This window comes from Synechococcus sp. MIT S1220 (assembly GCF_047303025.1).
Classification (GTDB): Bacteria; Cyanobacteriota; Cyanobacteriia; order PCC-6307; family Cyanobiaceae; genus Parasynechococcus.
The window spans coordinates 640,197-661,463 of sequence record NZ_CP138939.1 but is presented as its reverse complement, the minus strand read 5'-3'; the positions used below and the strand labels follow the sequence as shown (position 1 = coordinate 661,463).

Annotated in this window: 20 protein-coding genes; 10 read left to right on the top strand and 10 right to left on the bottom strand. The window is 52.8% G+C overall.

Translation table 11 applies throughout. The features are described from left to right. Positions 1-28 precede the first annotated feature (28 nt). Complete coding sequence (locus tag SIB64_RS03190; protein WP_413441882.1) at positions 29-1,237, top strand: phosphoglycerate kinase; 1,209 nt, start codon at positions 29-31, stop codon at positions 1,235-1,237. A 66-nt stretch (positions 1,238-1,303) separates the two neighbouring features. On the opposite strand, the gene SIB64_RS03185 is transcribed toward SIB64_RS03190, so the two are convergent. Then, the gene (locus tag SIB64_RS03185; protein ID WP_413441881.1) at positions 1,304-1,732 is read right to left on the bottom strand and encodes a hypothetical protein; all 429 of its coding nucleotides are present in this window, start codon (positions 1,730-1,732) and stop codon (positions 1,304-1,306) included. Between the two features lie 78 nt (positions 1,733-1,810). Between SIB64_RS03185 and SIB64_RS03180 the strand changes: the two genes are divergently transcribed. Next, complete coding sequence (locus SIB64_RS03180) at positions 1,811-2,704, top strand: NAD(P)-dependent oxidoreductase (protein ID WP_413441880.1); 894 nt, start codon at positions 1,811-1,813, stop codon at positions 2,702-2,704. Between the two features lie 78 nt (positions 2,705-2,782). On the opposite strand, the gene SIB64_RS03175 is transcribed toward SIB64_RS03180, so the two are convergent. Continuing rightward, complete coding sequence (locus SIB64_RS03175; RefSeq protein WP_413441879.1) at positions 2,783-3,520, bottom strand: hypothetical protein; 738 nt, start codon at positions 3,518-3,520, stop codon at positions 2,783-2,785. 58 nt (positions 3,521-3,578) lie between these two features. Here SIB64_RS03175 and SIB64_RS03170 point away from each other — a divergent pair, with 58 nt between their 5' ends. Then, complete coding sequence (locus SIB64_RS03170; protein WP_413441878.1) at positions 3,579-4,664, top strand: UDP-N-acetylglucosamine--N-acetylmuramyl-(pentapeptide) pyrophosphoryl-undecaprenol N-acetylglucosamine transferase; 1,086 nt, start codon at positions 3,579-3,581, stop codon at positions 4,662-4,664. Positions 4,665-4,690: 26 nt separating this feature from the next. Here SIB64_RS03170 and SIB64_RS03165 read toward each other — a convergent pair whose 3' ends face one another. Further along, complete coding sequence (locus SIB64_RS03165; protein ID WP_413441877.1) at positions 4,691-5,749, bottom strand: pyridoxal phosphate-dependent aminotransferase; 1,059 nt, start codon at positions 5,747-5,749, stop codon at positions 4,691-4,693. A gap of 107 nt (positions 5,750-5,856) precedes the next feature. On the opposite strand from SIB64_RS03165, the gene SIB64_RS03160 reads away from it, so the two are divergent. The 5 genes from SIB64_RS03160 (at position 5,857) to SIB64_RS03140 (ending at position 11,619) form a co-directional block, all read left to right on the top strand. Next, positions 5,857-6,402: a prepilin-type N-terminal cleavage/methylation domain-containing protein gene (locus SIB64_RS03160; RefSeq protein ID WP_413441876.1), complete on the top strand. Its 546-nt coding sequence runs from the start codon at positions 5,857-5,859 to the stop codon at positions 6,400-6,402. A gap of 13 nt (positions 6,403-6,415) precedes the next feature. After that, positions 6,416-7,714: a Tfp pilus assembly protein FimT/FimU gene (locus SIB64_RS03155; protein ID WP_413441875.1), complete on the top strand. Its 1,299-nt coding sequence runs from the start codon at positions 6,416-6,418 to the stop codon at positions 7,712-7,714. A 453-nt stretch (positions 7,715-8,167) separates the two neighbouring features. Continuing rightward, positions 8,168-9,376, top strand: coding sequence for a GspE/PulE family protein (locus SIB64_RS03150; RefSeq protein WP_413441874.1), 1,209 nt, complete (start codon positions 8,168-8,170; stop codon positions 9,374-9,376). 21 nt (positions 9,377-9,397) lie between these two features. Beyond that, a complete protein-coding gene (locus tag SIB64_RS03145; protein WP_413441873.1) occupies positions 9,398-10,456 on the top strand; it encodes a type IV pilus twitching motility protein PilT in 1,059 nt (352 codons plus the stop codon). Beyond that, positions 10,354-11,619: a type II secretion system F family protein gene (locus SIB64_RS03140; RefSeq protein WP_413441872.1), complete on the top strand. Its 1,266-nt coding sequence runs from the start codon at positions 10,354-10,356 to the stop codon at positions 11,617-11,619. The genes SIB64_RS03145 and SIB64_RS03140 overlap by 103 nt, the downstream gene beginning before the upstream one ends. A gap of 3 nt (positions 11,620-11,622) precedes the next feature. Here SIB64_RS03140 and pilM read toward each other — a convergent pair whose 3' ends face one another. The 6 genes from pilM to SIB64_RS03110 form a co-directional block, all read right to left on the bottom strand. Next, positions 11,623-14,256 (bottom strand): type IV pilus biogenesis protein PilM, encoded by a 2,634-nt coding sequence (pilM, locus tag SIB64_RS03135; protein WP_413441871.1) that lies wholly within the window; start codon positions 14,254-14,256, stop codon positions 11,623-11,625. 3 nt (positions 14,257-14,259) lie between these two features. Further along, positions 14,260-14,829 carry a hypothetical protein gene (locus tag SIB64_RS03130; protein WP_413441869.1) on the bottom strand — a complete coding sequence of 190 codons (570 nt, stop codon included), beginning with the start codon at positions 14,827-14,829 and terminating at the stop codon, positions 14,260-14,262. Beyond that, positions 14,819-15,034 (bottom strand): hypothetical protein, encoded by a 216-nt coding sequence (locus SIB64_RS03125; RefSeq protein ID WP_413441868.1) that lies wholly within the window; start codon positions 15,032-15,034, stop codon positions 14,819-14,821. Before SIB64_RS03125 ends, SIB64_RS03130 begins: the two co-directional genes overlap by 11 nt. Beyond that, positions 15,035-15,505 (bottom strand): hypothetical protein, encoded by a 471-nt coding sequence (locus tag SIB64_RS03120; RefSeq protein WP_413441867.1) that lies wholly within the window; start codon positions 15,503-15,505, stop codon positions 15,035-15,037. A gap of 204 nt (positions 15,506-15,709) precedes the next feature. Continuing rightward, positions 15,710-16,480, bottom strand: coding sequence for a hypothetical protein (locus SIB64_RS03115; protein WP_413441866.1), 771 nt, complete (start codon positions 16,478-16,480; stop codon positions 15,710-15,712). Then, positions 16,477-17,160 carry a PilN domain-containing protein gene (locus SIB64_RS03110; protein WP_413441865.1) on the bottom strand — a complete coding sequence of 228 codons (684 nt, stop codon included), beginning with the start codon at positions 17,158-17,160 and terminating at the stop codon, positions 16,477-16,479. Before SIB64_RS03110 ends, SIB64_RS03115 begins: the two co-directional genes overlap by 4 nt. A 57-nt stretch (positions 17,161-17,217) precedes the next feature. Here SIB64_RS03110 and SIB64_RS03105 point away from each other — a divergent pair, with 57 nt between their 5' ends. Together SIB64_RS03105 and SIB64_RS03100 are read left to right on the top strand one after the other, a co-directional pair. Continuing rightward, a complete protein-coding gene (locus tag SIB64_RS03105; protein ID WP_413441864.1) occupies positions 17,218-18,015 on the top strand; it encodes a DsbA family protein in 798 nt (265 codons plus the stop codon). A 4-nt stretch (positions 18,016-18,019) separates the two neighbouring features. After that, positions 18,020-18,817, top strand: a complete 798-nt coding sequence (locus SIB64_RS03100; protein ID WP_413441863.1) for a pentapeptide repeat-containing protein — start codon at positions 18,020-18,022, stop codon at positions 18,815-18,817. Between the two features lie 3 nt (positions 18,818-18,820). On the opposite strand, the gene SIB64_RS03095 is transcribed toward SIB64_RS03100, so the two are convergent. Continuing rightward, the gene (locus SIB64_RS03095; protein ID WP_413442848.1) at positions 18,821-21,211 is read right to left on the bottom strand and encodes a type II secretion system protein GspD; all 2,391 of its coding nucleotides are present in this window, start codon (positions 21,209-21,211) and stop codon (positions 18,821-18,823) included. Positions 21,212-21,267: the final 56 nt, after the last annotated feature.

Sequence of the window (21,267 nt, the reverse complement as noted above, 5' to 3'; positions counted from 1 at the left end):
GCGTTTTCAAACCGCACGACTCAACTCTATGGCGAAGCGTTCCCTGGCCAGCCTCAATGCCGGCGACCTGAGCGGCAAACGCGTTCTCGTGCGGGTTGATTTCAATGTGCCTCTAGACGATGCCGGTGCCATCACCGATGACACACGGATCCGTGCTGCCCTGCCCACGATCAATGACCTGATCGGCAAGGGCGCCAAGGTGATTCTTTCCGCCCACTTCGGCCGTCCGAAGGGCCAGGTCAAGGAGGAGATGCGTCTCACCCCCGTCGCCGCCCGTCTGAGTGAGCTTCTGGGCAAGCCAGTCACCAAGACCGACAGCTGCATCGGCGCTGACGCCGAAGCCAAAGTGGGCGCCATGGCCAACGGCGATGTGGTGCTGCTGGAGAACGTTCGTTTCTTCGCAGAAGAAGAGAAGAACGAGGCTGGCTTCGCGGAGAAGCTTGCCGGCCTCGCAGACGTCTACGTGAACGACGCCTTCGGCGCCGCCCACCGCGCCCATGCTTCCACCGAAGGGGTGACCAAGTTCCTCAAGCCCTCCGTGGCTGGTTTCCTGATGGAGAAGGAACTTCAGTACCTGCAGGGGGCTGTGGACGAGCCCAAGCGTCCGCTCGCCGCGATTGTGGGCGGCTCCAAGGTGAGCTCCAAGATCGGTGTACTCGAAGCCCTGATCGACAAGTGCGACAAGGTGCTGATCGGCGGCGGCATGATCTTCACCTTTTACAAAGCCCGTGGCCTGGCGGTCGGCAAGAGCTTGGTGGAAGAGGACAAACTGGAGCTGGCCAAGGAACTGGAAGCCAAAGCGAAGGCCAAAGGTGTCGAATTGCTGCTGCCCACAGATGTGGTGCTTGCCGATAATTTCGCCCCGGATGCCAACAGCCAGATCACCGATGTGACCGCGATCCCCGACGGTTGGATGGGCCTGGACATCGGTCCTGACGCCATCAAAGTGTTCCAAGCTGCCCTAGCCGATTGTCAGACGGTGATCTGGAACGGTCCGATGGGTGTGTTCGAGTTCGACAAATTCGCTTCCGGTACCAACGCCATCGCCACCAGCCTGGCGGACCTCAGCGCCAAGGGATGCTGCACGATCATTGGCGGTGGCGACTCTGTGGCAGCCGTCGAGAAAGCCGGCCTGGCCGAGAAGATGTCTCACATCTCGACCGGTGGTGGAGCCAGCCTCGAATTGCTGGAAGGCAAAGTGCTGCCTGGCGTGGCCGCCCTCGACGACGCAGCCTGATCACACTTGCTTCACTAACGGCAGCCCGCTTCTCCCTAAGAGACAAGTGGGCTGACCCTGATCGAATCAAGCGCGACCGTTGCCGCGGCCCTTGCGTTCACGGCTTGGTGGAGGCGCCTGAAGGGCTGGAAGTCCCACGCTGCGGCGGACTGGATTGATGTAAGCGCGGCGATCAGCAGACAGTTCTCTCCGTGCTTCTTTTTTTGCGAGCTTGCACTGGCGGAATTCAGCGGCAGCTTTGGATTTGTCGACGCAGCGTCTCTCACGTTCCAGGATTGAGATCCGGCGCTTGTAGCTCTGCTTCATCCATGCCTTCCGGGCACGGAACAACTTTTCACGCTGATTGGGAGTGAGGCGCGTCTCGCCTTGTTTGGCCTGCTGGTAACCGTCGCCATAGATGTACTGAGCCTGGGCAGGTGCGATCGGGTTGAGTGCAGTGACCAGTGCCGTGATGGACGCCAGCAGACCAGCGCGCCCGAAGGTGATCAGGGTCATCGGAGAACAGGGTGGAACGGAACAACTCCACTTTGACGAAGCTGAACCGCGAAGATCTGAATGGTTCTGCACCAAACCATGACCAGATCTGACTTGCGCATCGGCGTGGTGGGGCTGGGAGCCCTGGGCCTGCCGATCGCCGTGAATCTGAATCGTGCCGGCTACGCCTTACGAGTCCACACCCGCAGTCGCCATGCGGAAACCGATCCAGGGCTGGTTGGTTGCCAACCTTGCACCACGCCCGCAGCAGCGGCGGCGGAGCGGGATGTGTTGCTGCTCTGCGTCAGCGACGATCAGGCGGTGGACACCGTGCTGTTCGGAGCCAATGGTGCCGCTGAATCCCTGCAACCGGACAGCATCGTTGTGGACTGCTCAACGATCTCGCCGGCCTGCGCCTGCACAGCATCCAAACGGCTCGCGGCGATGGACGTGGCCTACATCGATGCTCCGGTGACCGGTGGAACCGAAGGCGCCAGGGCCGGCTCCCTCACCGTGCTGGTGGGTGGCGAGAGCAGCGCGCTTGAACGGGTGCAACCGCTGCTGGAGGTGATCGGCGGCAGCGTGCACCACTTCGGAGCTGTGGGCAGTGGGCAACAGGTGAAGGCGGTGAATCAGGTGCTGGTGGCCGGCAGCTATGCGGCCGTGGCGGAGGCCGTGGCGCTGGGCCAACGGCTCAATCTGCCGATGGATGCTGTGATCTCGGCACTCAAGGATGGAGCGGCTGGCTCCTGGGCCCTCAAGCATCGTTCGCAAGCGATGCTCGCAGGCCATTACCCGCTCGGGTTCAAACTCGCGCTGCATCACAAAGACCTCGGCATTGCCCTGGACGCCGCCTCCGCCCTGAAGCTCCAGCTCCCGGTGACCGAGCTGGTGCGCCAAATCGAAGAAACATTGATCGACGCCGGACACGGTGATGAGGATGTGGCCGGCCTGCGCCGCGCTCTGGACGACACCGATGCAAGGCGCCCTTAAACAACGCCATCCAAAACGCCAAAATTCTCAACGCCAAGCCGAGCAACCCAAGCGCTCCGGCCATGAGAGCACCCAGGATCAGCGGGATAGATCGTTGCGATCGCTCACCACCCGAACCCGCTTGGTGATCGTGATCACGCCCTGGGGATGCACCAGCATGGCGGCCCAGTTCTGCAGGCCCGGGCGCTGCGGAGCCTGAACCGTCTTGAACAGGCCACCACCACCCATTGGCTCAAGCGACAGGTCAGGCCGAATCTGCTGATCCACCTGCTCAGGCGTAAGGCTGAGTAATCCACCAGCCACCACAGCCTTGCCGAGCGGTTGATCGACGATCACATCAACGTCGTAACGGCTGCCGGTAAGCACCGCATCGGGAATCGCCAGGGTCACCGGCACCGCAGCGGCTCCGCTGTGCAACAACGACTGCTCAGCCAACACCTCCTGCTCCAGCATGCGACCCGCTTCAATCCGCACCGCCAGGCGCTGACTGGCATCGAGGCGATAGCGAAGTCCATCCCCCTCTCGCTCGCCGCGCACCACCAACTCCAAGCTGCGGCGCCCATCCGGCCTGGTGGTGAGGGGCCGCACCGTCCAAGTGGCATCGGGAAAGTCCGCCAGGAAACGGCTGTAGCGGCTTTGGAATGGCTCCAACAATTCAGGAGAGAGCAGCGCTTCCAGCGCCTCAACCTCTCCACCGTTGAGGGCCTGCTGCAGCCGGGCACTGAATCCATCCGCAGCCCGTGCCGATGACGCAACCAGCGGCAGGAGCACGCCACTCACGACGGCGGCAGCAGCTGCTCGCAGGTGGAAATGCACCGGATGGTCCTTGAGGGTCGCCCTAAGTTAAGCCGCTTCACCAGGGACGTCTGCCGCCATGACCCGGCTTCTGATTGCGGCCAGCGGCACCGGTGGTCACCTGTTCCCGGCCCTTGCTGTTGCCGAAGACCTCCCAGCGCCCTGGAACGTCCGTTGGCTTGGCGTCCCCGACCGGCTGGAGACAAGCCTGGTGCCCGAGCGTTATGACCTGATCACCGTGCGGGCTGGAGGTTTGCAGGGTCACGGACTGCGCAAGCTAATCCAACTGCTGCGGCTGCTGGGAGCGGCATTCACGGTGCGGCAACTGATCAAGAGCCACGGGATCGAGGTGGTGTTCAGCACCGGCGGCTACATCGCCGCCCCCGCCATTCTTGGCGCGAAGTTGTGCGGCATCCCCGTGGTGCTGCATGAATCCAATGCGATTCCTGGCCGGGTCACCCGCCTGCTGGGTCGCTTTTGCAGCCAGGTTGCTGTGGGGCTACCGGCGGCGGCTGAGCGCATTCCCGGCTGCCAGCCCCTGATGACCGGCACCCCGGTGCGTGCCGCCTTTCTTACAGGGCAATACCTGCCGAGCTGGGTTCCCGCTGGCGCTGGGCCGTTGCTGCTAGTGATGGGCGGCAGCCAGGGCGCCGTGGGACTGAACCGGATGGTGCGAGCGGCGTTGCCGCAGCTGCTCGCCAAAGGTTGCCGCGTTGTGCACCTCACCGGCAGCAACGACCCAGACGTGGGGCAGCTGCGGCATCCGCTGCTGGCGGAGCGACCCTTCAGCGATGAGATCCCAGGGCTGCTGCAACACGCTGATCTGGCGATCAGCCGCGCCGGTGCCGGCAGCATCAGTGAATTGGCAGTGTGTGGCACACCCAGCCTGCTGGTGCCCTTCCCCCAGGCTGCGGACAATCATCAGGAAGCCAATGCCGCCTGCGCCGCGGAATTCGGCGGCAGCGTGATCGTGCACCAACACGAGCCAGAGCACCATGCCCTGAGCAGGGCACTGATCCGCCTGCTGGCCCACCGGCTGGAGCCCGCATCCAACACACCAGACCCCCTAATAGCGATGCGCAAGGGCATGGAACAACTGGCAGTGCGGGATGCGGAGCATCGCCTGGCAGAGCTGCTTGAAGAGCTCACGAGCCAGGGCAACTGATCAGGATCAATCTCAGCCGGGTGCCCTCAACCCCGGAGTTCCTGTCTCAAGGCGTGGATGATCTGGCGGTTGTGGCGGGGACTCTGCAGACCGATCCGCAACCAGCACTCACCTAAGCCAGCAAAGGAACCGCAGTCGCGCAGCAGGATGTGATGGCGCTGTTCCATCGCCTCCCGCAACGGCACCAGGCTTTTCTCTCCCCTGATCAATAGAAAGTTCGCCGCTGACGGCAAAGGCATGAGCTCCGGCAGTGCACTCAACTGCTTCTGCATCCAGGCACCTTGCTGAGCGGACCAAGCCTGGACGCGCTGGCACCAACGCCTGTAATGGCGAGGATCCTGCAGCAACCGTTCGGCCAGCTCCGTGGCGATCCCGTTCACCGGCCAGGGATCGCGCCAAGCAGCCCAGCGCTGCAGGCGCTCCGGCTGAGCAATGGCATAGCCCAACCGCACCCCAGCAATGCCATAGAGCTTGGTGAGGCTGCGCACCACCACCAGGTTGGGATGCTCCGCCACCAGCGGAATTAACGATTGGCACTCGCCATCGGGCACCAGAGGCAGGAACGCTTCGTCGCAAATCACCAGGGCATGACGGCTGAGCAAGGGTGCAAGCGAGGCACGGCTCCAGAGCTGGCCGGTGGGGTTATGAGGGTTGCAAATCCAAACCACCTCACCATGTGCCGGTGGCTGATAGGGCTGGGGGAAGGCGGCCGGCCAGGTCAGTGGCAGCGGCTGCTCATCAACCTCGCCGTGCCAACAGCGCAAGGCCCGGCCGTAATCAGCAAAGCCCGGAGCTGGCACAACACTGAGCCCTGCCTCAGCCGCATCACGGGCCGCCCAAGTGAATAGTTCAGCGGCGCCATTACCGGGGAGCACCAACTCGGCAGGCACCCCATGCACCGCCGCGATCAGGGAAATCAGCCGTTGATGGGTTCGATCGGGGTAATGACGAATCGCCAGAGACATCATCCGCCACAGTCGTGGCGTCCATGGGGCCAATGAAGCACTGGCATCGAGCAGGTCAACGGGACGACAACCCAGACGCAGCAGGGCTTGCTGAAGCTCGCCACCGTGAACAGATGCCATGACGTGGTTCGCTGCGACTCAATCCTGACGGGCTGCAGGCAACGACAACCGACGTATTGACAAAGAAATGCGCGCTACTAATGATTGATAGACCATGCGCTGAACCGATGAGCCTGCTTCAGGCCTACCTGCAGAACCCAAGCACCCGCAGAGTTCTGAACCGCAAGCCAGGCGAAAAAGGTTTCTCCTTGATCGAGCTGGTCGTTGTGATTGCTGTGCTGGCGGTGCTCACGGCCATTGCACTGCCCAACTTCCTGGGGGTCAGTGACGACGCAGCTGCCCGTTCAGCACAGCAGGCAGCAATTACAGCCTTTAAGGAATGCCAAGTGTTCAAGGCACGTGGCCAGACAGCCATCACCGATACCTTTAATAATCCTTCCCTCGCGGATTTCAAAATTGAGTCAAATGCTGCGGGCACCGGAGTTGGCGCCGCGGCCGCAACTGGAAAGTACGAATGTTTTACAAATGCTGGAGCGATTAACTCAGTCGTTGCCATACCAAAAGTTGCCAACAAATTTCCGACGTTCTACGTGGAGACGGATGGAAGCAAACAGTGCAAAACTGGAACAAAGGCAGCCGGCGCCAAGACTTACAACATAGGCTGTAATACAGCTGCAGAATCAACAGCCGTTACATCGGACGCCTGGAAGTAAGTTGATTTAAGGCATGAAGACAACGATTAACCAAAAAGGCTTTTCTTTACTCGAGTTGATCGTTGTTTTGGCAGGGCTTGGCATTTTGTCAAGCCTGGCTCTTCCTAATTTCATGAGAGTTCTTGATTTCAATAACATTGATGCAGTCAAAGCCCTTTTGAATAGCGCAGCAGCCGACTGCCTTCAAAACAGCAGGCTCACTGACTCCACTGCAAAAAACAAAATCAATGATTCAATCGTCAACGCAACCAATTTAGAACAATATGGCTACAAGATTTCAGACGGGAAAGCCACCTGTCAACAATTTTCTATAGAATCATCTTCAGCAAATAAAAAAGACGTTCGTTTTCCGATCGGCTTCTCCGTAATAGATGGAAAACTCACCAAAACAGCAAAGCCATCGTCTTCAGACCAAGGCAGCATGAATTCCTGCAAGAAATGGGCAGGCATCAACTGCACCGTTGACGACAAACTCCAAAAACTGCTCGATCACAAAAAAAATATTCAAGATACCAAAGACAAATGCACTACTAATTACGAAAAATTTCTCAAGAATCCAGGGAATGGTGAGACTACAAAATGGGACAATGATGCTGAAAGAGGTTGTCCTGATAGTCCAACCGAGAATTACAAAACCAGCACGTGTACAACAAAAGGATGCGTCCAGAAAGTATGGGTTCTTGATAGCACTCCTTACTACTCAAAAGAAGCCTATGACCAAGCAGTGACTGACAAAAAAGGTGTGATTTGCACAGCCAAATTAAAAGAATACGAGAAGGATAAGAAAACTAATCTTCATGCTAATGGAAATCCAACAGCCTTAACACCTTCTGAATGCAGTCCAGACAAATATTGGTTTTTTGAAGGCAGCGATGCTGGCTCCAAGCTGAAATGGCAAGAAAAATATCATGAGAAACAACTTACAACAGGTAAAACAACATTCAGCGACGGCAGCACACGCTATTTGTGCCTTGGCGAAGACAAAAAAACACAAGTTTTAATGGAGACATGTATTAGCGAAAATGAATCAGCAGCTTGCCAACTTGAAATCGATAAAAAGAAAGCAGAGAAGTTTAAAGGAAAATTTGTCGCACAAGCAGGAGGGAAAGGTGTTTGCAGCGATGTGAACTGGCTATGCGAGGGCGAAAACTTCAAGACTGATGAAGATGCATTCAAGGCTTCGAGCTGCGGAGTAAAAACCTGTGCTCCAAAAGAGGTGCTAAAAGATCCTTTACCACATATCAGGTGCAAATATCCATCACAGTGGAAAAAGTTTGGATGCACCGAGATAAGCACCACTTGGTGCAATTAAAACTAACCAGAAGATATGCAAACAGGACCAACAACAATTCGCGAACTCGTAGACAAGCACTTCTCGCTTCAATGGTGCAGAGAAAATATTGTTGTTCCCTTGGGGATTGAATTTAACGAAAACACGGGAAGTCAAAAATTAACCGTAGCGATCGGCAATTTTAGTTATCTCGCCACAATCGGTGACTTCATCAAGCAGCGAGCTGCAGCTGCTGATCTGGAGTGCCAGTTCATTGAAAAAGCAGCGACTGATATTCAAGCCTTACTGGATCAAGCCGCCCAAGAACGGCTGATGAGTGATCAGGCACTGGATTCCTTTGAATTCAGTGACGACGCCATATTAGATGCCCTCAAGGAAGCCGATGGAGACGGTTCAAACAAAGGGTTTGATTTTGACTTCGATGACAGCGATGAACAGATCATTGAAGAGCAGGCCATGGACCTGTCCTCAGAAATGATGGGCAGCAAAATTCAACAAGCAGCAGCAAAAGTACTCATTCATTCATGCCGGTCTGGAGTGTCAGATATTCACGTTGAACCCAGACAGGAAGATTACAAAATCAGGGTTCGACGCGATGGGGTCATGCAGAATTACGTCAGCATGCCTCGCTCCGCTGGAATCAAATTGACGGCTTGCCTTAAAAATATGGCACAAATGGATATCGCAGAACGTCGTCAATCACAGGATGGAAAAATTAGAAGACGCTTTGAAGGTCAATTGATGGAATTCCGATGCGCCACAGCACCAGGAAAATATGGCGAGAAGATGGTCATGAGGATCCTCAACAGCAACTCAGACATGCTGAGTTTGGATGTATTGGTGAGCAACGAACAAGTGCGCAATGATTTCCGATCCATCATCAATGAAGCCAATGGAATTATTATCGTTTCGGGCCCAACAGGCTCGGGCAAATCAACAACATTAGCCTCAGCCCTCCGGGAAAAAGACAGTGGTGAGTTGAATATTGTGACGGCAGAAGACCCCATCGAATATGACCTGGGTGGGAACATCCAACAGTTTCCAGTGATTCGAGCGAAGGGTCAAACCTTTGCCAACCTGCTGCGAACCTTCCTCAGGCAAGACCCGGACGTGATCCTGATTGGTGAAACAAGAGATCCAGAAACTGCAGAATCCTCGATGGACGCAGCTGAAACAGGGCACCTCGTTTTTACAACCTTGCACGCCAACAGTGCGTCAAGTTCGTTAACACGTTTGATGGATATGGAAGTGCCAAGCTACAAACTCAATGCATCACTTCGCGGTGTTCTTGCACAACGACTGCTCCGCAAAGTGTGCCCAGAATGCAGTGTGGAACGCCCCATCAATGACGCTGAAGCGCATTTCACAACGTTGAATGTTGGCACGTCAGTGCGGTTCGCAACAAGCCTGAATGCCGAGGACAAACAACAACGCAAACAGGAGGGCACGCTATGCACCCGCTGCAATGGCAGTGGCTACCAGGGACGCATTGGTACCTATGAACTGATGAAAATCAACCGGCCAATCCGTGATGCCATCAAAGAAAAAAAGGCGACACACGAAATCGAGGGCATTGCCGTTGATAGTGGCATGTTGACACTCAAAAGCTATGCTGTAGATCTGATCCGGCAACAACTCACAACGATTTCTGAACTTCAGAAAATCTGCAATACGGAATTCTAAAAACAATCTTTTTCAAACATCATGGGGCTTGCACGTCAGATTGTTGATTTTGCCATCAAAGCCGGTTCCTCAGATATTCACCTTGAGGAAGGATCACCAATCGCCATCCGCGTCAATTCAGATATCAAAATTTTAGAGAATATTTTAAGTCCAGATGACATGACAAAGCTTCTGCTTGAAATCATGGGGCAAGAGAAATTAGAGCAATTTCAAAACAGAAACGATTTGGATACGTCCATTGGCTTGGACGGACTATCAAGAATTCGTATTAATGCTTATGTCGCCAATGAAAAGCGTTGTCTCACCTTACGAATCTTGCCAGATAATTTACCAAAATGGCAAGATCTTGGGCTTCCACAACCATTTATCGACTTAACACATAAACACCGTGGACTTGTGCTTTGTACAGGGCCAACTGGTTCTGGAAAATCTACAACTTTAGCGGCTTTTATTAATTGTATTTTAGAAACTCAGAAACGACATATCCTCACCATTGAAGATCCGATTGAATTTGAATTCAACCATTCACGCACCTCAATCATTCATCAACGGGAAGTCAAGCGAGACACCGAAACGTTTGCCTCAGCTCTTAAGGCCGCCTTGCGAGAGGATCCTGATGTGATTTATATCGGAGAAATGCGCGACCTTGAGACCATACAGCTAGCGATTACCGCTGCAGAAACAGGTCACCTTGTCCTGGGAACACTACACACATCCTCTGCAGCAAAAACTGTTGAAAGAATCGTTGATGTGTTCCCAGGGGATCAACAGGAGCAAGCCCGGCTGCAAGTGTCAACCTCGCTCTTGGGAATCATGTCCCAAACACTTTGCAAAAATACGATTGGCAAACGTTCCTTGGCGTATGAGCTCCTGATCAACACGCCGGCCATTGCTAACTTGATTCGTGAACGAAAAGTAAGCCAGATTTACTCTCAACTTCAAACCGGAAGCAAAGAAGGAATGAATACCCTTGAACAATGCCTCATGCAATTGATCGAAGAAGGGCAAGTGAGCCAAGAAGAAGCGATGGGCAAAGCATCGAATCCGAAAGCTATTTTAGCGACGCTGGTGACGAACTGATCATGGCTAGTTATGGCTCAAAATCAAACAGCTCGACGATCTCAGCGCCAACCTCGAATAAAGCTGGAGGAGAAGGAAGTAAGCCTAGAACAGTCAAAACAAAAGCTGTTGGCAAAAATTTAAAAGTTCCACAGAAGGATCTACTCGTCTTTTTTCGCCAGCTGGCCGTGATTCTGCAAAGCGGTGTGCCACTGGCACAAGGACTGACATTGATTGCTGAGAACATGACCAATCAAAATCTCAGCAGCTGTGTTCAACAAATAGCAGCAAGATTAAGTGCTGGTGAAGAGCTGTCTTTAAGCCTTCGGAATTTCCCAAAAGTGTTTGAACCACTGACAGTTGGTCTGATTGAAGCAGGGGAAGCAGGGGGAATCCTTGAAAGCGTCCTGGATCGGATCGCACTTTTGATGGAAGAAAAGGCGAAATTAAAAGGACAGCTCATTGGAGCCATGATCTATCCAGCCATTGTCCTCTTACTAGCAGTGACCGTGAGCCTTGGACTTTTGATTTTTATTGTTCCAAAATTCAAAGATATGTTTGACGGCATGGGAGCCGAACTTCCAGCACTAACAACATTCCTTTTGGAATTGTCCAAGGTTGTCACTTCACTCCAATTCGCGGTTGGTGGACCAATTGCTGTTATTGCAGGTAGTTATTTATTTAGCAAATACTACTCTTCATCGAAAGGTCGACTCAATATCGATCGATTACTCCTGAAGATACCACTGTTTGGCGATCTGATCTTGCGTGCGGAGATGGCAAGCATGTGCGACACGCTAGCGACTCTCGTCAACTCGGGGATCCCAATTGTTGAGGGATTAGAGCGGTGCGTTTCAGCCAGCTCAAATGAGGTGATCCGACGCACCATTCGACAAGGCATCCACCTCGTTCAGCAAGGGCAAGAATTAAATTATTCTCTAGGAAGAAGTGGAACATTTCCAAAGCTTGTTGTATCGATGATCAAAATTGGAGAAGAAACAGGACAATTGAGCTTTATGCTTGAAAAGTTATCTGTTTTTTACAAACGCGAAGTCGAGTCTGCTGTTTCATCTCTGACAAAGGCAATGGAGCCAGCTGTCGTGTTTGTGGTTGCGGGAATTGTCGGCACCATCGTGGTTGCATTATATCTACCAATGTTCAGTTTAATTCAAAATATGGGGTAAAAATCAATCGTCTTGAAAGCGCAATTCACCAAAGGAGTAATCTTCAGTCGTTTTGTCATCCGTCTCGACAGATGATTGACCTCGTTTAGGAATTAACGTGTCTGAGGCATTAACTTTAGGAAGGCCAGGGATAGAATCAGACGATTCTTCTAAATGTTCAGCTTTAGATTCAGTGACAGGACCATCGTTGCACTGATTCAGTTCATCGTCACGAATATCATCCCGCAACTGTGCAGCCAGGTTCAGATCAAGAGACGTCTCAGAGGTAGACAAAGAGGAATTCTGAGAAGCCTCCACAGAACCAATCTCTTCCTGCACAACATCATTGAGAATCAACAACAGATCATTATCGGTATCCTCACTGACAACGACAGCATCAGGATTATTCTCTAATTTGTGCATCGCTTCATCGCCAATATTTTGAATAACTGAACCGCGCAAAGCCTCATCCAACGAACTCTTAGGTTCCACATCCAAATTTTCCAGCATGGATGGGCGATCAGTTCCTATTGCCTTGCTATCGTCCTCGCGATTAACTTTCTGAATACTCGGCCATGATTCTTGATCCTCCAACGAAGGTGCGACCTGAGCATCCTGATTGTTGACAATCAAGCCTTGATCAGTTGAAGCACCTGAAAGATTGTCAATTCCATCAATTTGAATCGATGGCCATCGCAATTCTTCATCCGATGCAATCACAACATCCTGATCCGAGTCATCAGCCATCGCCTCTACTGGGTTCCGATCAACATCCTGATCGTCGTCAAGCTCAGCCTTTTGGATGCTTGGCCAGGCTGATGAACTTTCCACTGAGGATTCAGACGCGACCAGCTGGTCGCTGGACATAGAGTGTCGATCAATGCTCTTCTCAGGCTGATCATCATCGCGGTCCTTCTGAATGGAGGGCCATTGCAATCCGTCATCCAATGCGATCACAACATCCTGATCCGAGTCATCGGCCTTTGCAACGACTGGGTTCCGATCAGCGTCATGATCGTCTTCAAGCTCAGCCTTCTGGATACTTGGCCATTGTGATGGATCTTCGGGCATCAAACTGATTTGGTCAGGCTCATTTTTTTCATCAACGAGCTGAGCATCAAAACTTACCATCTCAGGATTAACACTGGGTCGTCGGCTCTGAATGTCAGTCAAATCGTCTACTTCATCTGGCTGTTCATCTTCTATTAGGTTGAGTATTCCGGGAACTACGCTGGAATCCTCTAGCAACACTAAAGTCGATTCATTGACTTCAGCCGGCTCACGTTCACCCAGGGGTAATGGGCGTAGGTTATTCTCACTATCTGGCTGAAATTCAAGTTCTTGTTGTTCAGCAAGTTGCTGCGTTGATAGAACAAGACCATTAGACATTTCAGATTGATTGGTCGTCGAAGATGACGGCTGAGCAAATCTACCCGCAACGACATCAACAACTGACAGAGTACTTATTGAACTCAGCTTGACATCCAAACTTTCTTTAGAAGAGTGTTGAGATGTTGCAAGCAACATTTTTTTGGGTAGAAGGCCAAGTGCCAATCCAACCAATCGATTGATGCTTCCTTGAAGCAAAGGATCGTCGGCTTGCGCTGCGAGAAGACCTGGCGCCAACAATGGCTTGCACACAACAGAATTCAAGCCAAGCTCGGAGGTCAACAACTCAGCCAAATTTGGATGCGATGTATTGCTTCCCATCAAATGCAAACAGCTAATCACACGGTTGGGAAATCGTTCATTGAAATTCTTAAGGGAAGACTTGAGATCAAGAATCAAAGCGCGGAGATCAAGTTCAGAAATCGGAAGGTAGCTCTCTTCCTGAATAATTAGTGATTCGGCATTGACATGATTCTGTAAAACACTCAGAGTTTGATCTTCATCAAACTCAGGTTCTGGAAATGTGCGAATTGCAGCAAGTCTGTCGACAGCCATCGGCCCCGAATTCCCTACGACCATGAAATAACTGCAGTCTGGAAGAAGTTCGAGAACCAGATGGACTTGATCTTGAGTGATCGCCAACAAGTCGTCTCGAATTAAGCGTAAGTGGCTGAAACAGCCCAATTCGAGAAGTTGCAATTCCTGATTCGCCAGCTCGAGCATGGCAATCACCTGATCCACCAAAACCTGAGGAATTGCTGAAAGAAGATAATCCTTCATACCTTGGTCTTCACTGAGCTCAGAACCAAAAGAAAATGAACAAAGATCAAAATCAGTTTGAATTAACGGGAATGGAATTTGAATGCCATTGGCAGGATCTAACACATACAAACGTGCTTGCTCATCGGTTAGATCAGCTGGCAGTTGAATCACCCGTTGAAAAGCAACCTCTGGAGACAAACAAACAGCCACACGATGGGCAGGAATCTTTTTCTCAAGACAAATCTCCTTGAGCAACTCTGCCATCGCCATAGGGTCGCTTGGCACACCGCGATCCAAGGCATCAGCCGGCAACTTAAATGTACTGAGATGATTCAGCTGAATACCATCAACGGAGACTTTTGCCTCGGCGTAACGCAGTGCATCAGAACCAAACTCCAACAGCAGTACGCGTTTGGAGAATCGACGTCTCAGATTGAACAAACGCTGAGGGAATTGGCTGATGTCCAAGCCAAAGAATGTACCGCCGACCAAAGGAGTTGAGGTCATCGATCAACAGTAAGGACGCGGTCGGCAGAACAATCGTCGAACAGGAAGACCAGAAGCACTCAAGGTTTCAGGAAGTGCTTGAAGCACATACACACCGCCTTTTGAGTTTTTTGTCGGATCCAATAGGTCTTTCAGTGAAGGTTCGGCTCGAGTTGTCTTCCACAAACACATTCTATAGCCGGCTGGCATCTCAAGAGACTTGCCTGGTAAATCCCAAGCCAGTAAAGGGTCGCGCTCTTTAGTGCAAGCCGTAGCACGAGACGTCGCGTTATCAAAAGCAATTTGGTTGTAACCCTGAAGAGTTCCATCCAACCTTTCTTTGCTGATTCCTGGTTGCTGAAGGATGTCGACCAATCGATCCATCACCAACTGGATCTTTTGATGATCAATCAGAACGCCGTGGGGAAGTTGTCCACCCGGATCAGCGGTGCCCGGCTCAGCTTCCCCCATAAAGCGAACGGTGAACTGCATCACAGTGGCCACAACACCGGTGAAGACACTGAGCATCATGACCGCAAGAAGCACTTCGAGCACCGTCATCCCACGGAGATCAGCCTGACGATTACTGCGCATCGCGAGGCAGAGAAAGAATATTTTTTACGTAGAAATCTTCCGAATCATCTCGATCAATTCCAGCTCGCACTAAAATATCTTTTTCTTCAGTAGTCAATGGATAACGACCTGACTCATCAAAAGCCTTCTGAGCAAGATCCAACGCCATCAACAGAGACGATGTCGCCGTAACGATAATCACACCACCCACAACAGCATCAATCATTTACGAACCCTCGAAAGAGCAACGTTCATCATTACCATCAAGAATACAGGAAAAAAGCTGATAATCCTGCGAAATCCCTGGATTGACAATAACTCTATACGACAAAGACCTCAATGCACACGCAAAAGGAACGTCACTACCAGGAGAAACTGAAGCATCCTCTTTGAAATCTTTGATGGCACAAAACTCAACTTGAGGCGGGCATTTGCCTTTCGTCAATGATTCAATATGACTTTCTATCTTCTGGCAAAGAATTGAACGTTTTTCATTTTTTCCAATTGCATTGAGATGACTATTTTCGTTTAGCAATTTGAGGAAGTCACGATCGATTGCGGAGAAATTTACAGCTTGAAAATAAGGATCCTCTTGTGCAGGAATCAATGTACGGCCAGTTAAAGACAAACTCATTTCAAAAATTGCCATAATTCCTGTCAACATCGCAATTCCCAAGCCAGCATAAAGATAGGTCATTCCACAAGCTCAAGCCAGCGATTGCATACATTCTAAGCAGGCTTTCACGCGAAAACATGTTCATTTGGAGCAAGCCTTCTCCACTGGAAGAACTCCAATTGATAAGTAAAGAGACTCATTCTGCTTATGACACCATCCAAAGTTATTCAGAACAGCACCTTGACATAACGAGCAAAAACTTCTGAAACGCATAACTCCTTAACCTCAAGGCTGTTCATCCATTGGTTCTGGTTCCTCAAGCGCAGAGTCCATACCTGACTTGACAAGCGCTGCCGTCCGTCCATAGGCCGTGAGTGTGAGTGACATTCGTGTGAATGATGCTGAGGGAGAGTCCTCAGCGATCTTCTTACGCACGATCGGAGTTGGCTCCGCTTCAACACTGAGATCGTTGATGATTACGAACACTTGAAGACTCTCTAACGCACGGAGAAAACGCAACACATGTTCAAACGGGCCCTGCACTGTGAGCGCAGCGGAACGTTTCTCCAAACCTCGATTCAGCAGCGGATCCGTGGGAAGGACCTCCATACCTTCCATAGGGGGGTCCTCGTCTGGGGACTCGCCCTCTGGAGGTTCAGGGGGAGGCACATAACGCTCGATCTCACCGGGTTCAGTCGCCGTAATCGTGACCGATTCGGCCAAGGCAAGAAGATTCAACTCAGCCAGGAACGTTGCCAAGTCGGCCGTTCCAGCAATCAAGCCGAGCAATTGATCCTTCTGGCTCTCACGGGCCTCCTGATCGGCACGCAGGGATTCGAGCTCCTGACGCAACCCAGGCACTGCGTCCCGTTTGAGCTTGAGTTGATCCACCGTCGCCTGACGATCTCGCACCAGCACCGATAACGGTGTGAAGCCAAAGATCAACAGCATCGATGCAATCAACACACCAAGAATGATCGGAATCAGAACAACCGCCCGTTCCGGTGTCATCCAGGCCGCCGCCCGCGGCGCGCGTCCGGCCGAAAAGTTGGTCATTTGAGCAACCCCTCCTTCTGCAACACGCGAACGCGGCTGGCCAGACCATCAGCACCGATGCCAGGCAATCGCGGCAGCGTTGCTCGCGCTGCATCCGGCGCAAACAAAGCACGTGCGGTGAATCTCAATCTCTCCAGGGTGTCTGTTCGCTCCAGCTCAGCTCGCTGCAGCCGCACCTCTGAAGGATCAAACATCGATGATGCCGCCAAACGCAGGAGGAAGGCATTCACATCCCTGAGCCCGGTCGGCTGCGATGCCACACCCACCAACTCAAGGGCATTTCCCTCACTTTTCATGCTCGTAAGGGTCACCGTGCTTGGAATCCGCTGACTGAGATCTGTCAGCAACGCCGAACTCGATCGCACATCCGCCATCGCCGAGGCGATGGCTTCATTGGTGCTGATCAACCGCTCCAAATCCGCTCTGCTTTGCGTGAGCTGCTGCTGCATCGCATCATGTTCTGCTGCTGATGCTTGCAACATCTGTTCCTCTGATGCCAGATGCTGCGCCTGCCACCACTGCCAGCCGCAGGCGAGCAGCAGCAGCACGGGCAACACGGCCCCGATCAAGGCACCGCGCAGCAGAAAAATGCGCGTAGGGAGAATTTCAGGGGCGCGTTGCCCCGTCTGCTCGCGTCGTTGACGCAAGAGATCAAGATCAAGCCACGCACCAGAACTCACAAACCGAGACCCTGTCCAACATCATTGAATCCAGGACGAAGCGTCTGTGCCATAACCATGGAACAGCACATGGTTTGGCGACAGATGCCGTCGCGACGATTCCTCATCCTCGCGGTGGTGCTGGGCATGGCCGTCGGCAGCGCTACGACGCTGATTGCTCAACGCTGGCTTTCGTCCAAGCGGGACCTCAAACAGGCAGAACACCAGCAACGCGAGGGGCCACCCCCCACGCCAAACACAATCACAACAGATGTGTTGATTCAGGGAGAACCAACGCTGGGGCAAGCCGATGCACCGATCACCATCCTGGAATTCAGCGATTTCGAATGCCCCTATTGCCAACAATTTCACAATGATGTGATGGCGAAATTAAAGAGCACCTACATCGAGAAAGGCTTGGTGCGTTTTGTGCACAAGGATTTGCCCCTTCCGTTTCATAACCATGCCGTGCCAGCAGCCGCTGCGGCCCGTTGTGCGGGAGATCAAACGTCGTACTGGAAGGTGTATTCAGCTCTGTTCAAGGAGCAAACCTGCCTGAGCTGCAAAGGGGTCATGGAGATTGCAGGGAGCGTTATTGACGACACAACGTCCCTTCAGGCCTGCATGAACAATCCAAGAACTTTGGCTCTCATTGAAGCCAACCGGTCTGAAGCGAGCCTGCTTGGCATCCAAGCCACACCAACCTTCGTGATTGGTCCGACCCTTGCCGAGCATCGGCATCGAGGCACCGTGATCGAAGGCGCATTGCCATGGCCCGCCTTTAAGGAAGCGGTGGATCAAGCCCTTAAACGGACTGGACAGCCGTCGACACCGGGAAACGAGGGCGATACAACAACAAAGCAATCTCCGCAATGACGGCATGCCGATCGCACTGCCCCTGTTGCTGCTGGTCAGCCTGCTGAGCAGCAGCAATCTGGCCCGGGCTGGTGACCCCACTGATCTGATCAGAGTGCTGCAGCACAAGAGTTGCCGACGTTGCGACCTGGCCGATGCAGACCTCGTGCACGCCGATCTACGGGATGCTGATCTGACAGGCACGCAACTCCAACGCGCCAACCTCAGCCAGGCCAGACTTGATGGCGCCAAGCTGCGTGACAGCGACCTGAGCTTTACCAGTTTGCGCGGAGCCTCCCTGCGCGGAGCAGATCTTCGGGGCAGCAGGATCTACGGCACCGATCTTCGCAACGCTGATCTCAGCGGCGCACTACTCGATGAGCAAGCGCTTGAACAGAGCCATTGGCAAGGAGCCCAGGGAATCCAAACAGGCGTGCGCAGTCATGCCGCCTTGCACAACGCGGGCGTGGACGCCGCATCCGCTGGTCGCTGGCAAGACGCGGAGCAACTCTTCAGTGCAGCCATTCAAAGCAAACCGAACGAACCGTTGAGTTGGGTGGCCCGAGGCATAAGCCGGGGAGAACAGGAAAAAATTGCCCTTGCCTCAAACGATTTGGCCCACGCAGGACGACTCTTTGAGCAGCAAGGCGATTCTGTAAAAGCGAAGCAATTGCAGATCGCCAGCACTGAAGTCTTGAAAAAGCCAGGAAACCCAGAACCAAACGGCAATGGTTTCGGCTCTAAATTGATAGGAGGAACTCTGTCGACTCTCCAAACTCTGGCCCCAATTGCCATCCGCGCGCTGGCTCCAATGATCCCTTAAGCGTCAACGATCCGATTGCAGCAGCTCACGAGAAGCAGGTGTTGCCGGTCGATAGCCATATCCGTAGGTTCCTCCTTGATCATCATCAAGGACAGCAGGGGTGACGATAACCACGAGCTCACTTTTCGATCGCGAGGAATTAGAATCGCGAAAAAATTGCCCGATTATTGGCATGTCGCCGAGGATTGGCCATTTCGTCGCCCGCTCAGCCTGCCTGTCTTGAATCACACCAGTCAGGATTAAAGACTGACCATCCCGTAGACGAATTCGCCCGGAATCAAGAGACCGCTTATCGATATTAAAGATCTGAACATTCTCTTGGACGCCAGCAGAATTAGGAACAGAAATGCTTGGCTGAATTTTCATTGTTACAAATCCGTTGTCATCAATTTTAAACACTTGCAAATCCAAAGTTAAACCAGCCATTTGCCGGTCATTTGTAAATGTAACTGTTCCATTGTCCGACTCATTTTTTTCCACTCCCGTAATCACACTTTCACCGGTTTCAACTTTTGCTTTCTCACCTTCTTGGACCAACAACGTTGGTTGCGCCAAAACCTTGGCCGATGTCGACGTAATCACAGACTCGATATAGGCATAAAACGAATTATCGGACTGAACATATTTAGCAGGATCTTTTCCCGGCACATACACTGGACGACCATATTTGTCGTAGCGCGGCTTCAGCACCTGATCCGCAGCTGGATCTGTAGATGGGACGTAAATAGGACGTCCTTTACTATCGAACACTTGAACCAATTGAGGTTCTGCAGCTGGATCTGTACTTGGAACATAAATAGGCCTGCCCTGCTGATCCAATAATTCAACCATTTCAGTTGTACCGTCTGCCAGAGTCACTTCCTTCTGAGCCTGAACATACGGAGGATTAACGACTCGGTTTTCCTCAACAACAGGGTCCAACACAGATCGAGCTGGCACGCCGGGCACCCTGGCTTGGTAAGCACCAACCTCGCCATATCCCGTTCCTTCGGGGTCATAAACACCGGTTCCATCGCTATTACCTGGCTTATTTTTCCCAAAATTGATATGGGCCGTACCATTCTGGCTGACAATAAAAGCATCCCCCATCCGAGCCGAGAAACTGGAATCGATTGCCTTGTTGTTGTCCAACTGAACAGCGAGGATCTGCACCTTCACAGCCACTTGCCGCTTACGCAAATCCAGCTGCTTCAGATAGGCCTCAGCCACACTAATTAAAAGAGGATCACCAATCAGTGTGATCGTGCTCAAACGACTATCTGTTGTTCCCGTTAAACCCAACAAAGGACCCGTTGATGCTCCATAGGTTTCAACCCGCTCACGAGATGATTCCGTGCTTGATTCAGTCACATTTTGACTGTCCGTTGACGCACCCGTAGTCTCATAATCTCTGTCCGTTTGACTTTCGGTGATCGTGACACTGATTTGCGCACCCAGATTCGCTAGGTATTGAGCTGCTTTGTCCGCTTCAACCTGATTCAAGCGGAACACCTTGGACATTTGCGGTCCAAAGGTTTTTGCCGACACAGCACTTCCCACCATCAATGTGCGGCCGTCCAACTTGCCTTGCAACCCGGAAGCGAGCAGCACACTGTTCAGAGCCCGGTCAAATCGCTCGTTTCTGAACGCCATCGTGACGGGAACGCTCAGGATGGAACCGGAATCAGCCCTCGTTGATACACCTCCTCCAGCAATGTCATCGTCCACGTAAACGAACCCATAACCACCAAGACGAGCCAGAGCCATCAGCGCATCCTTCGCAGGTGCGTCGTTCAAGGTGAGCGTGACTGGTGGCCCACTCACATTCACGAAACTACGGTTGTTGATCAACATCGTGCCCACGGCCATGTCGCCCAACGGTGGCGCCACCGCTCGAGGGCGCATCGGTGGCACATAGGTCGGTTGCGCCACACGTCCAGGTCGCCTCAAATCGAGCTGACCGGTCGTGCTGATGGCGCGTGGTCCAAGCCCAGGAAATCGCAGGGTCAGATCCAATCCGTTGTCGCTGATCTCCGGCGATGGAAGCTGCACACCAGGCCCTGTTTCCACAAGGAGATCCAGCTTGGAGCCGCTCCCCGTGAGGCGGATCGACTGCAGCCCCGCCGAAGGCAAGGCCATTTGCTGAGATCCGCGACTGAGGCCGCTACTGGATGGGGCCAACAAGCGCGCCGCCCAAGCATTGGCACTTAAGCGCTGATCCACCAAACGAGCATCAGGACCAACCCCGGCCATGATCACGTCAACACCGTTCGGGGTCTGACGCACCTTCAATTCCACGGCTCGAACGGACTGCGCCCTGGCCATCGAAACGGGGGCCGCCATCTCCAGACAGGGCCCCCCGAGCAACCCAAGAATGAGTGACAAAGGAAACAGTCGCTTCGGGGAAGGGATCATCACGCCGTCGCGACACTCAAGGTCCGTCTTGGCGGATGGTATCGATGCTGGACGGG